General features: G+C 64.1%; 8 protein-coding genes. 6 read left to right on the top strand and 2 right to left on the bottom strand.

The window, feature by feature from the left end; genetic code table 11:
• Positions 1–576 precede the first annotated feature (576 nt).
• The 5 genes from H165_RS0102630 to H165_RS20205 are packed head-to-tail and all read left to right on the top strand — an operon-like array spanning position 577 to position 11211.
• Positions 577–1434, top strand: coding sequence for a BrxR family helix-turn-helix transcriptional regulator (locus H165_RS0102630; RefSeq protein ID WP_017937353.1), 858 nt, complete (start codon positions 577–579; stop codon positions 1432–1434).
• Complete coding sequence (locus H165_RS0102625) at positions 1421–4321, top strand: SNF2-related protein (RefSeq protein ID WP_017937352.1); 2901 nt, start codon at positions 1421–1423, stop codon at positions 4319–4321. Before H165_RS0102630 ends, H165_RS0102625 begins: the two co-directional genes overlap by 14 nt.
• Positions 4322–4364: 43 nt before the next feature.
• Complete coding sequence (locus H165_RS0102620) at positions 4365–7601, top strand: site-specific DNA-methyltransferase (protein WP_017937351.1); 3237 nt, start codon at positions 4365–4367, stop codon at positions 7599–7601.
• Entirely contained in the window at positions 7601–10891 is a 3291-nt protein-coding gene (locus tag H165_RS0102615; protein ID WP_017937350.1) for a DEAD/DEAH box helicase family protein, read from the top strand. Before H165_RS0102620 ends, H165_RS0102615 begins: the two co-directional genes overlap by 1 nt.
• A gap of 56 nt (positions 10892–10947) precedes the next feature.
• On the top strand, positions 10948–11211 hold the full coding sequence (locus H165_RS20205; RefSeq protein ID WP_081609317.1) for an SRPBCC family protein: 264 nt from the start codon (positions 10948–10950) through the stop codon (positions 11209–11211).
• Here the strand turns inward: H165_RS20205 and guaA are convergent.
• Together guaA and guaB are read right to left on the bottom strand one after the other, a co-directional pair.
• On the bottom strand, positions 11166–12746 hold the full coding sequence (gene guaA, locus H165_RS0102610) for a glutamine-hydrolyzing GMP synthase (RefSeq protein ID WP_017937349.1): 1581 nt from the start codon (positions 12744–12746) through the stop codon (positions 11166–11168). The genes H165_RS20205 and guaA overlap by 46 nt on opposite strands.
• Positions 12747–12831: 85 nt before the next feature.
• A complete protein-coding gene (gene guaB / locus H165_RS0102605) occupies positions 12832–14301 on the bottom strand; it encodes an IMP dehydrogenase (RefSeq protein WP_017937348.1) in 1470 nt (489 codons plus the stop codon).
• A gap of 223 nt (positions 14302–14524) precedes the next feature.
• Here guaB and H165_RS0102600 point away from each other — a divergent pair, with 223 nt between their 5' ends.
• A complete protein-coding gene (locus tag H165_RS0102600) occupies positions 14525–14890 on the top strand; it encodes a YggL 50S ribosome-binding family protein (RefSeq protein WP_017937347.1) in 366 nt (121 codons plus the stop codon).
• Positions 14891–14902 lie beyond the last annotated feature (12 nt).

The following is a 14902-nucleotide window of genomic DNA, read 5'->3' as shown; positions in this document are numbered from 1 at the left end:
AGAAAGCCCCATGTGTCATTGGCCAGTCTGGCGACCCGATCGTCGTCGGTGGAGCTGAGCGCATCCCCCGAAAAGCGATCACCCACCCCCAGGTGGGTGGCTGCGCCCGAGCCGGCACCTCGGCAGCCCGGGCGATGCTCGGAGCCCAATCCTGTGGCATGGAAACGACCTGTGCTGGCTAGGGTGTATCCCCGAGCCGTATTGCATCGACACCCACGCAACAGCATTCAGGCGAATGCAGGGCACACCCCAGGGCTACCGTGCGAAACACCACTGTCTGGCGCTGCCAGGCAGTGCCGCAGAAGACAACAAAAAGCCCGCAACAATACGGGCTTCTTGTTTTGTGGCGGAACCGCGCGGCTCTTTCCCGCTCGATTATCAAAAATGAGTTCATGTCCTTATAAATCAAGGTGTTACAACGAAACCAAGCTCCGCACGCCGAGAGAAACACCATAACCTGCTGACTGGACCTCCGCCCTCCCCCTTGCGGCGCTGCCCCCGCCAGCCCCCTCCTCCTTTAAAAACCAACCAGAAAATGGTCGAATACAATTTCGATGCGGGTCACTGGGGGCAAAGGTGGGGGCAAAGCAAGGCAGCGTTCGGTGGGGCATTGAACGCCGGCTCGAATTCATTGAGTTCCGGCTGTTCTGGGAAGGCCATGTCAACCGCGGCGACCTGATGGCCGCCTTCGGCATCTCGATCAACCAGGCCTCCGCCGACCTGAACCGCTACCTCGGCATGGCGCCGGGCAACATGCTCTACGACAAGAGCGCCCGCACCTACGTCCGGGGCGACCGCTTCGAGCCCCTGTTTCTGAAACCGGACCCGGCCAGCTACCTGTCCCAGCTGCGGTCGATCTCCGACGGCATCGTCACGCAGGAGGAAACCTGGATCGGCCAGCTGCCGGACTTCGACACAGTTCCCAGCCCCGTGCGCGGCATCGATGCCCACACGCTGCGCCGCGTCATCGAAGCGATCCGTACCGGGCAGGCGCTTGAGGTCGAGTACCAGTCTCTTTCCAACCCCGCCCCGCGCTGGCGCTGGATCGCACCGCACGCCATTGCCTTCGACGGTTTCCGCTGGCATGCCCGGGCGTACTGCTTCACCGACGGCTGCTTCAAGGACTTCCTGCTGGCGCGCATCCTCGGCATCCGGGACAGCCGCCCCAGTGACGCGGACCCCGGCCAGGATGCCGACTGGCACACGCACATCACGCTGGAAATCGGCCCGCACCCGGGGCTATCAGATGCGCAAAAGAAGGTCATCGCGCTGGACTACGGCATGCGCAACGGCAAGTGCAAGGTCACCGTCCGCAAGGCCCTGCTCTACTACACGCTCAAGCGTCTCGGGCTGGACACTGACCCGTCCACCCGGAACCCGGCGGACCAGCAGATCGTGCTGTTGAACAGGGAGGTGCTCGATGGTGTCGCCTGATGTCATCTCCCTGACCCCGCACCACGCCAAGTACTATGCCCACGACCTGACCCGTCGGGCGGCCTCGGGCATGGATCGCCTCTCCATGGCACTCTTTGATGCCTCGGTGGATCTCAACCCCCACCAGATCGAGGCGGCGCTGTTCGCGCTCCAGAACCCCCTCTCCAAGGGGGTGATCCTCGCCGACGAAGTCGGCCTCGGGAAAACCATCGAGGCCGGCATCGTACTGTGCCAGTACTGGGCCGAGCGCCGGCGCCGGCTCCTGGTCCTCTGCCCCGCGTCGCTGCGCAAGCAATGGGCCTTGGAGCTGCAGGAGAAGTTCAACCTGCCCACGGTCGTCCTGGACGCCAGGGCATACAGGCAGGCCCGCCGGGAAGCCCGCAACCCGCTGGAGCAGGGCGCCATCCTGATCCTGTCCTACAACTTCGCCCATTCGATCCGGGACGAACTGCGGGCCATCCGGTGGGACCTCGTCGTCATCGATGAGGCGCACAAGCTGCGCAATGCCTACCGCCCGAGCAACAAGGTGGGCCAGGGCATCCGCTGGGCCACGGAGGACTGCCGCAAGCTGCTGCTGACGGCCACACCCCTGCAGAACTCGCTGCTGGAACTGTATGGCCTGTCAACCCTGATCGACGAGCACCTCTTCGGCGATGTCGATGCCTTCCGCGCGCAGTATGCGGGCGCCGGCAGCGACCTGGGCGCCCTGCGCCAGCGGCTTTCGACATTCTGCAAGCGGACCCTGCGCAACCAGGTCACGGAGTACATCCGTTACACCGAGCGCAAGCCGGTCACCCGGCCCTTCCGTCCCACCGACGAGGAGCACGCCCTCTACGAAAAGGTGTCCGAGTTCCTGCGGCGCGAAGACAGCTATGCCCTGCCCCGCCGCCAGCGTCACCTGACGGCGCTGATCCTGCGCAAGCTGCTCGCATCGTCCTCGGCCGCCGTTGCCGCCACCCTGGACATCCTGCGCCAGCGGTTGCAGGCGATGCTCGACGAGCGCATTTCGGGCACCGACGACACAGTGGACCTGGCCGAGCTCCTGGCCGAGAACGAAGAGCTGGAAACCGACCTGCTCGACGAGATCCTCGGCGAGGGCGAGGACACGATCCCAGGCGGGGATACCGATGCACCGGTCGACCGCCAGAAACTGCGGGAAGAGATCGCCATCCTCGCACGCCTTGCCGAGGAAGCCCGCAGCATCCGCGTCGACACCAAGAGCCGCACGCTGCTCAAGGCGTTGGAAACAGGGTTCGAGCAGATGGCAGCGGTCGGTGCCGCGCGCAAGGCCGTCATCTTCACCGAATCCCGGCGAACGCAGGAGTACCTGAAGCAGTTCCTCGAGGCCAACGGCTACGCCGGCCAGCTTGTCCTCTTCAACGGAAGCAACAACGGCCCCGAGGAAACCGCCATCTACGAGCGCTGGCTCGAGCGCAACCGGGGCTCGGACAAGGTCACCGGCTCCCGCGCGGTCAACATGCGCACGGCACTGCTCGAGCACTTCCGCGACCACGCCTCCATTCTGATCGCCACCGAGGCGGCAGCGGAAGGCCTGAACCTGCAGTTCTGCTCGCTGGTCATCAACTACGACCTGCCCTGGAACCCGCAGCGCATCGAACAGCGCATCGGCCGCTGCCATCGCTACGGCCAGAAGCACGACGTGGTGGTCATCAACTTCCTCAACGAGCGCAACGAGGCCGACCGCCGCGTGCTGGAGCTGCTGGAGCAGAAGTTCAACCTGTTCAGCGGCGTGTTCGGCGCCTCCGACGAGGTGCTGGGCACCATCGAGTCCGGCGTGGATTTCGAAAAGCGCATCCTGGCGATCTACCAGGCGTGCCGGACCCCCGCGGAGATCGACGCTGCCTTCAAGGCCCTGCAGGCGGAGATGGAAGAACAGATCCGCTCGCGGCTGGAAGACACCCGACGGGCGCTGTTCGAGCACTTCGACGAGGACGTGCACGAACGGTTGCGCATCCGGCTCGCGGATGCCCAGGCCCAGCTGGACCGGGTCGGCCGGCGCTTCTGGTCGCTCACGCGCCACGTGCTGGCCGACCAGGCGCGCTTCGACGACATCGCCTTCACCTTCGACCTGGTCAGCCCGCCCCGCAAGGACATCCCCGCCGGCCGCTACCACCTGATCTCCCGCGTCCACCCGCAGACGGAAGCTGCCGGCCAGTTCCTCTACCGGCTCTCGCACCCCCTGGGCGAGCATGTGCTCGCCCAGGCGCGGGATGCCGATACACCTGCCGCCGAGATCCTCTTCGACATCAGCCGCCACCCGACCCGTATCGCCGTCGTCGAAGCCCTGCGCGGCCAGCGCGGCTACCTGACGCTCACCCGCCTGACCATCGCGTCCTACGAACGGGAGGAGCACCTGCTGTTCTCCGGCTTTACCGACGCCGGGGCTGCGCTGGACCCGGAAACCATGGAGAAGCTGTTCCAGTGCGGCGGCTGCGTCGCGGGCACCGCAACGATCCCTGACACGGTTTCCCGGCGTCTGGCTGCGGAGAGCGAGCGCCATGCCCAGGCCACCCTCAGCCGCTCGCTGGAACAGAACAACCGTTATTTCCACGAGGCGCGGGAGAAGCTGGAGCGCTGGGCCGACGACATGGTGCTTTCCGCCGAAAAGGCGCTGGCCGACACCAAGGAACAGATCAAGGCCCTGCGCCGGCAGGCCCGCCAGGCCACCACGCTGGCCGAGCAGCACGCGATCCAGGAGAAGCTCCAGAAACTGGAACGGCAGCAGCGCCGCCAGCGGCAGGAGATCTTCCGCATCGAGGACGAGATCATGGAAAAGCGCGACCAGCTGATCGACCAGCTGGAACAGCGGCTCGTGCAGCGCACGCAAGCAGAAACCCTTTTCACCATTCGCTGGGCCGTCGTCTGACGAAGCGACGCGCCCACCAACGATTCAACAGGACCACCACGCAATGAGCCAGAAATACGAAAAGCTGAAAACCCTGCTCAAGGAACTGTTCCAGCTCGACCAGCCGGAGCTGGACTTCGGCATCTACCGCATCCTGCACGCACGCAGCGCGGAGGTGACGCAGTTCCTGGACAAGGACCTGCTGCCGCAGGTGAAGCAGGCGTTCGCCCAGTACCGCACCGCCGACAAGGCCGAACTGGAGAAGGAACTGGCCAAGGCCATCGAAGCCGCCCAGGCCCTGGGCGTCGATCCGGAAAGCACGCAGAAGGTCAAGGACCTGCACGCCCGCCTGGCCAGCGAAGCCGTGGACACCGGGGCGCTGGAAGCCGAGGTCTACGACCACCTCTACAGTTTCTTTCGCCGCTACTACTCGGAGGGCGACTTCCTCAGCAAGCGCGTCTACAAGCCCGGCGTCTACGCCATCCCCTACGAAGGCGAGGAGGTCAAGCTCCACTGGGCCAACGCGGACCAGTACTACATCAAGACCAGCGAAAGCTTCCGCGACTACGCCTTCCGCCTGCGCCCGGAAGATGAAGCGAACCCGATGCGCGTCCACTTCAAGCTGGCGGACGCCGCCGAGGGCGAGCACGGCAACGTCAAGGAACAGGCCGGCAAGGAGCGCCGCTTCCGGCTCGCCCCGGCGCCCTTTGCGGCCATCGAGGACGGCGAGCTGGTGATCCGCTTCACCTACAAGCCCGAGACGGAAAAGCAGAAGGACCTGAACGCCGAGGCCGAGGCCGCGATCCTGGCCCTCGACGACCCGGCGCTGGCCGACTGGATCAAGGCCCTGGGCGGGCGGCATGTGCGCGCCGACGGCACGGCCTCGGAGAACACCCGCCTGCGCGTGCACCTAGACCGCTACACCGCCCGCAACACCTTCGACTACTTCATCCACAAGGACCTGGGCGGCTTCCTGCGACGCGAGCTGGACTTCTACATCAAGAACGAGGTCATGCACCTGGACGACGTGGAAAGCGAAACCGCCCCGCGCGTCGAGCAGTACCTGTCCAAGATCAAGGTCATCCGCCGCATCGCCCACAAGATCATCGACTTCCTGGCGCAGCTGGAGGACTTCCAGAAGAAGCTGTGGCTGAAGAAGAAGTTCGTCGTCGAGACCAGCTACTGCATCCGGCTGGGTGTGATTCCGGAGGAGTTCTATCCGGAGATCGCCGCTAACGACGCACAGCGTGAGGAATGGGTGCGGTTGTGCGCCATCGATGAGATCAAGGGCGACCTGACCACTCCCGGCTACAGCGCACCGCTGACGGTGGAGTTTCTAAAGGCGCATCCGACGCTGATAGTCGACACGCGATATTTTGATGACAGCCTCACTTCACGTCTGCTAGACAGCCTCAGCAATCTTGACCAATGGATGGATGGTCTGCTGGTTCATAGCGAGAATTTCCACTGTCTCAATCTTCTTCGTCATCGTTATCACGAGTCTATTGACTGTATACACATCGACCCACCCTACAACACGTTAACGAGCGGCTTTCCTTACAAGAACAATTATCAGCATTCGAGCTGGCTCACAATGATGGGAGACCGCCTGCTGATGGGTTGGTCTCTTCTTGGCGACCCAGGGCACTTGCATTGCCATATAGACGAGAACGAATATGAGCGCCTCGCAGTGCTCTGTAACGCTCTGGACCTAAACATTCTTGGCACCATCATTTGGGACAAGAAGAATCCAATGCTGGGTCGCCAAGGAATTGCAACTCAGCACGAATATGTCCTGTGGTGCTCAAAATCTGTAGCATCGGTCTATGTGCGAAACGACGCTCAACGCATGATCCTTGATCGCGCTAAGGAGATCATCGCAACGCACGAAGGCGTCACTGAGAAGGCCAAGAGGGAGTTTTCGAGCTGGATTAAGAGCGTAGATGGCCTTACAGGAGGCGAACGGGCTTATTGCTTCTTAGACGATGACGGGCGCGTTTACCAGAGCGCAGGGCTGGCGGCTCCAGAACCACGCACGGACCCAAAGTTCTTTGTCCCTCTAATTCATCCGGTAACCAAGAAGCCATGCCCGGTTCCTCCTAACGGATGGTCACGGTCACCCGAAACCATGCAGGAATTGATTAAGGCCAACATGATCCTTTTTGGCCCGGATGAAACGACACAACCAAGGCGAAAGCTGTTCCTGACAGAGGAATCAAGACGACAGATGTCGTCCGTTCTTCAAGAGGCCGGGCGGGGTAAAAATGATGTAGACAAGTTGGGACTGGAGTTTCCGTATTGCCACCCAGTATCCCTATATGAGCACCTCATTGGGTCTAGCGTGACCTCGACTGGCTGCGTGCTTGACTTCTTTGCGGGTTCCGGAACCACTGGTCACGCAGTAATCAGCCTGAACCGCAAAGATGGAGGAAACAGAAAATACGTCCTTGTTGAACAGGGAGAGCATTTCGACACAGTTCTCCTTCCTCGCCAGAAGAAGGTCTCTTACACCCCCGAGTGGAAGGACGGTAAGCCCAAGCGGCTCGCCACCGCTGAGGAGGCCGAGCGCAGCCCGCGGATCATGAAGGTGATCCGCCTCGAGTCCTACGAGGACACGCTGAACAACCTGGAACTGCGCCGCACCGAGGCGCAGCAAAGCCTGCTCGACAGCCCGCAGGCCCAGGGGGCGGACGGTTTCCGGGAGCAGTACCTGCTGCGCTACATGCTGGACGTGGAAACGCGCGGCAGCCAGTCGCTGCTGAACGTGTCCGCCTTCATGGACCCCACGGCCTACAAGCTGAAGGTCAAGCGCCCGGGTTCGGACGAGTCCCGCGAGGTGAATGTCGACCTGCTGGAGACCTTCAACTGGCTGATCGGCCTGAAGGTGGACCACATCGCCGCGCCGCGCACCTACAGCGCCGCGTTCCGCCGCGACGACGATCCGGACCTGCCGGCGGATGCGCCGCGCCGACTGCTGCTGGACGGCCGCCTGAAGGAGGAGCCGGAAGGCCCGTGGTGGTTCCGCACCGTGACCGGCACCACGCCGGACGGCCGCCGCACGCTCGTCATCTGGCGCAAGCGCCCGGGCGGCGAGGCCCCGGAAGGCATCGAACGCGACAACCTGGTGCTGGACGAGTGGTTCCGCAAGCAGGGCTACTCCAGCAAGGACAGCGAGTTCGACCTGATCTACGTGAACGGTGACAACAACCTGGAAAACCTCAAGGCCCCGGATGACACCTGGAAGGTGCGTCTGATCGAGGAGGACTTCTTCCGCCTGATGTTCGAAATGGAGGGCGTGTGATGCCGCGCGGACGTCCTCGCAAGAACGATGCAGCTTCGCCCAGGGCGGCTGCGCGCGGCCGGGCCGCCGCGGCCCGCGCGTCGTTGCCGTTCAACCGCAAGCTCGCCCTCAACCAGTGGCTGCTCGGTCTGTTCGGTGTCGAGCGCTTCGACCAACTCGCCGCTCACTTGAAAGACGAGTCGCTGGAAGGACTGGACGCGGACAACATCCACCGCTTCCACCACGCCCTGTGCCTGCACCTGCCCCCGGAGAACAGGCCGGAGCTGACGGACGAGCAGCTGCTGGAGTACGACCAGGCCATCGTTTCGGTCACGCAGCGCCTCAACGACCGGCGCATCACCCGGGGCGAAGAGCCGATCGTCTGGAAGTACTTCCAGTACCTGGCGCTGCTGTTCACGGAGATCTACCTCGACCGCTACTTCCGCGACCCCGCCGGCCTGCGGCAGGCGCTCAACGCGCGCATTGCGGCGCTGAACGAGACGCTCCCGGAAGCGGACCGGATCGCGGCACTGGAGGAGTCCGAGGACCCTCGCCTCCAGCTCAACAAGATCGCCTTCTGGATGGCCACCGGCAGCGGCAAGACGCTGCTCATGCATGCCAACATCCTCCAGTACCAGAGGTTTCTGGAAACACATGGTCTTTCGCGCGAGCTGAACCGGATCATCCTGCTCACGCCCAACGAAGGGCTGTCGCAGCAGCACCTGCGCGAGTTCCAGAAGTCGGGCATCGAGGCGGAGATCTTCAACAAGGACGGACGCGGCCTGTTCGCCGGCCGTGCGGTGGAAATCCTGGAGGTCACCAAGCTGAAGGAGGAGATGGGCGAGAAGACAGTGGCGGTGGATGCCTTCGAGGGCAACAACCTTGTCCTCGTCGATGAAGGGCACCGCGGTGCTTCGGCAGGCGGCGACGGGGCCTGGATGAAGTTCCGCAACGCGCTGTGTGAAAAGGGCTTCTCGTTCGAATATTCCGCCACCTTCGGCCAGGCCGTGGCCGGTAACCGGGACCTGACCGACCTCTACGCGCGCAGCACGCTGTTCGACTATTCCTATCGCTGGTTCTACGGCGACGGTTTCGGCAAGGACTACCACATCCTCAACCTGGAGGACGACCGCAACGAGGAATGGATGAGGACCTACCTCACCGCCTGCCTGCTGTCGTTCTTCCAGCAGCAGCGGCTGTACCGGGAACAGGAAGCGAGCCTGCGCCCGTTCAACATCGAAAAGCCGTTGTGGGTCTTCGTGGGCGGCAGCGTCAACGCCGTGCGCAAGGAGGACAAAAAGGATGTGTCGGACGTGGTGGCCATCCTGAAGTTCCTGGCCACCTACGTGGCGAATCGCAAGGACAGCACCGAGCGCATCCGGCGCGTGCTGAACGAAGGGTTGCTGACGGCCACCGGCAAGAACCTGTTCGCGGGCCGTTTCGCCTACCTGAACACCTGCGGTCTGTCGCCGGAGCAGATCTTCGACGAAACACTGGCGACCCTGTTCAACGCTCCCGCAGGCGGCCTGCTGCACGTCGAGAACCTGAAGGGCGCCGCCGGCGAAATCGGCGTGCGCGTGGGCGACAACGCGTTCTTTGGCGTCATCAACGTCGGTGACGACGCCAAGCTGGTGAAGCTGTGCGAAACCAGCGGCTTGCATGTCGCCGAACGGGAATTCTCCGGCTCGTTGTTCCACGAGCTGGACAAGCCGCACTCCGCCATCAACGTGCTCATTGGTTCAAAAAAGTTCACCGAGGGATGGAGCAGCTGGCGCGTGAGCACCATGGGGCTGATGAACGTTGGGCGCAGCGAGGGCGCGCAGATCATCCAGCTCTTCGGCCGCGGCGTGCGGTTGAAGGGTTACGGCATGAGCCTCAAGCGCAGCGTGCGAGCGACCCTCCCCACGGGGCTGAAGCGGCCTAGGCACATCGACCTGCTCGAAACGCTGCACATCTTCGGTGTCCGTGCCGACTACATGGAACAGTTCCGGAAGTTCCTGGAAGATGAAGGATTACCCGCCAACGAAGAACGCATCGAATTCATCCTGCCGGTCATCCGGAACCTGGGCACGAAGCCGCTCAAGACGATCCGCCTCAAGAAGGAGATCAACGGCATCAAGACCGAGTTTGGCGACGCCTTCCGCAAGTTGGGGCCGGTTCCGACCCTCCAGCCCCCGCGCCCCGACCTTGAGCCCACCACGGCCTACCTGCAGAAGAACCAGGTGGTGCTGAACTGGTACCCGAAGATCCAGGCCCTGAAGTCCGACGGGGTATCGGGCAGCGAGGATGAAGGCGCCCCCAATGAGGCGCACTTGACGGGGCAGCACATCGCCTTCCTGGACCTCGACCAGCTGTACTTCGACCTCGAACGTTTCAAGGCCGAGCGTGGCTGGCACAACCTCAACCTGCCCCGTTCCGGCATCGCTGCATTGCTGGTGGACACCAGCTGGTACCGACTGCTCATCCCTGCATCGGAGCTGGCCTTCGACTCATTCGCGAAAACGCGCATTTGGCAGGAAATTGCCCAGGCCCTGCTGCGCAAGTACGTGGAGCGCTACTACACCTTCCGCAAGAAAGAGTGGGAACTGCCACACCTGGAGTACCGCGACCTCGCCGAGGACGATCCCAACTTCCCATCCATGCTGAACGAGGATGGCGCCGAATACGGTTACCGGATCCTGATCGAGGAATCGCAGCAGGAAATCGTCGCAAAACTGAAAGAGCTGAAAGAGGCCATCGAACAGGAGAATCTGAAGGACTGGGAGTTCCGGGGCCTCAAGGCGATCTGGTTCGGGCGACACCTCTACCAGCCGTTGCTGTTCCTGGACGGCAGTGCAGTCGAGATCTCACCCGCGCCTCTCAACAAGGGCGAGCGCCGGTTCATCGAGGACCTGAAGGCGTTCCACGACGCCAACCCCGGCTATTTTGCGGAACAGGAACTCTACCTGCTGCGCAACCTCAGCAAGGGCCGTGGCGTCGGCTTCTTCGAGGCCGGAAACTTCCACCCGGACTTCATCATCTGGCAGCTCGAAGGCAAACGGCAGCGCGTGACCTTTGTCGACCCCAAAGGCATCCGCAACGTCGGCCTCCAGGATCCCAAGATCAGCTTCTACGAAACGGTCAAGGACATCGAGAAGCGACTGGGGCAGCCTGATGTTGTGCTTGAGTCCTTCATCGTCTCGAACACGCCCTCGCATGAAATGAGCAAGCTTTGGGGCATCACCAAGGGCGAGATGCAGAAGAAACACATCCTGTTTCAGGAGGAAGACAGGGATACCTACATCCGCATCCTGCTGGAGACGACCAGCTAGTTCCAAGGAAGCCCGCCTCCGCGCGGGTTTCCTCTTGCTTGCCTGTGGAGCGAACCATGCCCTGCTTCTCCACCACCACCTCGATCTCCGCCCCACCCGCCCGGGTGTGGGCGGTGCTGTCGCAGGTGGCTCAGTGGCCGGGCTGGACGCCGACGGTCGAGTCGGTCACGCCGGTTGACGGCCAGCGGTGTCCAGGTCCTGCCGTCGGGCGGAGCTACGACGCGGGCGTCCTCTGCGTGATTGGCCGTGGCTGCGGTTGCACCGGAGGCACACCTCACTCCCACTCGATGGTTGCCGGCGGCTTGCTCGACACGTCGTAAGTGACTCGGGAGATCCCCTCGATCTCGTTGATGATACGGCTGCTGACGGTCTCCAGCAGTTCGTAGGGCAGGTGCGCCCAGCGGGCGGTCATGAAGTCCACGGTTTCCACCGCGCGCAGGGCCACGACCCAAGCATAGCGGCGGCCGTCGCCGACCACGCCGACCGACTTCACCGGCTGGAACACCACGAAGGCCTGGCTGACCTTGTGGTACCAGTCGGCCTTGCGCAGTTCCTCGATGAAGATGTGGTCGGCGCGGCGCAGCAGGTCGGCGTATTCCTTCTTCACCTCGCCGAGGATGCGTACGCCCAGGCCCGGACCGGGGAAGGGGTGGCGGTAGACCATGTCGTAGGGCAGGCCCAGCTCCAGGCCGATCTTGCGCACTTCGTCCTTGAACAGCTCGCGCAGCGGCTCGACCAGCTTGAGGTTCATCTCCTCGGGCAGGCCGCCGACGTTGTGGTGGCTCTTGATCACGTGGGCCTTGCCGCTCTTGGCGCCGGCCGACTCGATGACGTCCGGGTAGATGGTGCCCTGGGCGAGGAACTGGATGTTGGTCAGCTTGCTGGCCTCGGCATCGAACACGTCGATGAAGGTGCGGCCGATGATCTTGCGCTTCTGCTCGGGATCGCTGACCCCGGCCAGGTTGGCCAGGAACTGCTCCTCGGCGTTGACGCGGATCACCTTGACGCCCATGTTCTCGGCGAACATGGCCATCACCTGGTCGCCCTCGTTGAGGCGCAGCAGGCCGTTGTCGACGAACACGCAGGTCAGCTGGTCGCCGATCGCCTTGTGCAGCAGCGCGGCGACCACCGATGAGTCCACGCCGCCGGACAGGCCGAGCAGCACGTTGGCGTCGCCGACCTGGGCGCGTACCTGGGCGATGGCGTCTTCGACGATGTTTGACGGGGTCCAGAGGGCCTCGCAGCCGCAAATTTCCAGCACGAAGCGGGAGAGGATGCGGCCGCCCTGCTTGGTGTGGGTGACTTCCGGGTGGAACTGTACGCCGTAGTAGGCGCGGGCGTCGTCGGCCATGGCGGCGATCGGGCAGCTCGGAGTGCTGGCCAGGATGTGGAAGCCCTCCGGCAGGCTGGTGACCTTGTCGCCGTGGCTCATCCATACGTCGAGGCCGAGCAGGCCGTCGGCGTCCACGTGGTCCTCGATGCCGTCGAGCAGGCGGCTCTTGCCGACCACGTCGACCCGCGCATAGCCGAACTCGCGCAGGCTGGAGCCTTCCACCTTGCCGCCCAGCTGCTCGGCCATGGTCTGCATGCCGTAGCAGATGCCCAGCACCGGCACGCCGAGGTCGAACACCGCCTGCGGGGCGCGCGGGCTGCCTTCCTCGTGCACGGACTCCGGCCCGCCGGCGAGGATGATGCCGCGCGGCGCGAAGGCGCGGATCTCGTCATCGCTCATGTCGAACGGGTGCAGCTCGCAGTACACACCGATCTCGCGCACCCGGCGGGCGATCAGCTGGGTGTACTGGGAACCGAAGTCGAGGATCAGGATGCGATGGGCGTGGATATCGGGCTGGGACATGCTGGGGCTCTCGCTGAAGAAGGTTGCGCTGCCCGCCGCGCCGGCAGTGCGGCGGGCAGCCTGAGGCGTGCAGCCGGGCGACGGCTTAGCCGACGCGGTAGTTCGGCGCTTCCTTGGTGATCTGCACGTCGTGCACGTGGGACTCGGCCATGCCGGCACCGGTGATGCGCACGAACTGCGGCTTGGTGCGCATCTCCTCGAGGGTCGCGCAGCCGGTGTAGCCCATGGAGGCGCGCAGGCCGCCCATCAGCTGGTGGACGATGGCACTCAGCGGGCCCTTGTAAGGCACGCGGCCTTCGATGCCTTCCGGCACCAGCTTCTCGGCACCGGCCGAGGAGTCCTGGAAGTAGCGGTCCGAGGAGCCCTGGGCCTGGGCCATGGCGCCCAGCGAGCCCATGCCGCGGTAGGCCTTGTAGGAGCGGCCCTGGAACAGCTCGACCTCGCCCGGAGCCTCCTCGGTGCCGGCCAGCATGGAGCCGATCATCACGCAGTAGGCGCCGGCGGCGATGGCCTTGGCCAGGTCGCCGGAGAAGCGGATGCCGCCGTCGGCGATCAGCGGCACGCCGGTGCCGGCCAGGGCGGCAGCGACGTTGGCCACCGCGGAGAGCTGCGGCACGCCGACGCCGGCGACGATACGGGTGGTGCAGATGGAGCCCGGGCCGATGCCTACCTTGACGCCGTCAGCGCCGGCCTCGACCAGCGCCTTGGCGGCTTCGGCGGTGGCGATGTTGCCGCCGATCACCTGCACGTCGGGGAAGTTCTGCTTGACCCAGCGCACGCGGTCGAGCACGCCCTGGGAGTGGCCGTGGGCGGTGTCCACGATGATCACGTCGACACCCGCGGCGACCAGCGCGGCGACCCGCTCGGGAGTGTCGGCACCGGTGCCCACCGCGGCGCCGACGCGCAGGCGGCCCTGCTCGTCCTTGCTGGCCAGCGGGTAGGCCTTGGCCTTCTCGATGTCCTTCACGGTCATCATGCCGCGCAGGTTGAAGGCATCGTCGACGATCAGCACCTTTTCGATGCGGTGCTTGTGCAGCAGGGCGCGCACGGTCTCCTTGTCGGCGCCCTCCTTGACGGTGACCAGGCGCTCTTTCGGGGTCATCACGTCGCGCACCTTGGCGTCCAGGCGGGTCTCGAAGCGCACGTCGCGGGAGGTGACGATGCCCACCAGGTCACCTTCGGAGAGCACCGGCACGCCGGAGATATTGTGCTGGCGGGTCAGCTCGAACAGGTCGCGGACGGTGGCGTCGGCGTCGATGGTGATCGGGTCCTTGACCACGCCGGCCTCGAACTTCTTGACCTTGCGGACTTCGGCAGCCTGCTGCTCGATGGTCATGTTCTTGTGGATGATGCCGATGCCGCCTTCCTGGGCCATGGCGATCGCCAGGCGCGCCTCGGTGACGGTATCCATCGCCGCGGAGACCAGCGGCAGGTTCAGGCTGATGCCGCGCGTCAGTTGGGTCTTGAGACTGACGTCCTTGGGCAGGACGTTCGAGTAACCGGGGATGAGGAGGACGTCGTCGAAAGTGAGGGCTTCTTGGCTGATACGCAGCATGGCGGGGCTCCCGGGAGGGGAAAATTAAGAAGCGCGGCATTATACCCAGCCAGGCCCGGCGCCTCAATTCGATTTGACCAGCTCCCAGCGCCGGAAAAGCCTTGCCGGCGCCGCTCCAGCGCGCCCCGGAAACGCCGGAAAGCCGCCCGCCCAGCGCAAAGCGTTGGCCATGGAGGCAGCGGACGGGAATAATGGGCGCCCTGCCCGCTCACGGAGAAGCACCATGGTCAAGCTCACCAGCAACGAAGAACGCCTGCGCCGGATGAAGCGCCGACTGCGCAAGAAGCTGTACCTCGGCGAATTCCAGGAGCACGCCTTCGAACTCAAGGTGAGCTTCAAGACTGCCTTGGCCGACGAGGCCCTGGACGCCTTCCTGGATGCTTTCATCGACAGCGTGGAAGACCGCCAGCTGTGCTTCATCGGCGGCTTCGACGCCGAGTGGCTGGACGGCACCCTGGTTGCCGCCAAGCGCTACCAGTCGCCCAGCGAGGCGGACCGCCAGGCCGTCGAAGCCTGGCTGAAGACCCGCCCGGAAGTCGCCAGCGTGGAGACCAGCGCCCTGTTCGACGCCCACTACGGCTGGGAATGAACCACCAAGCGC

The sequence above is a fragment of the Pseudomonas thermotolerans DSM 14292 genome, from assembly GCF_000364625.1.
Lineage (GTDB): Bacteria > Pseudomonadota > Gammaproteobacteria > Pseudomonadales > Pseudomonadaceae > Aquipseudomonas > Aquipseudomonas thermotolerans.
This window is presented reverse-complemented; position numbering and strand designations above follow the sequence as displayed.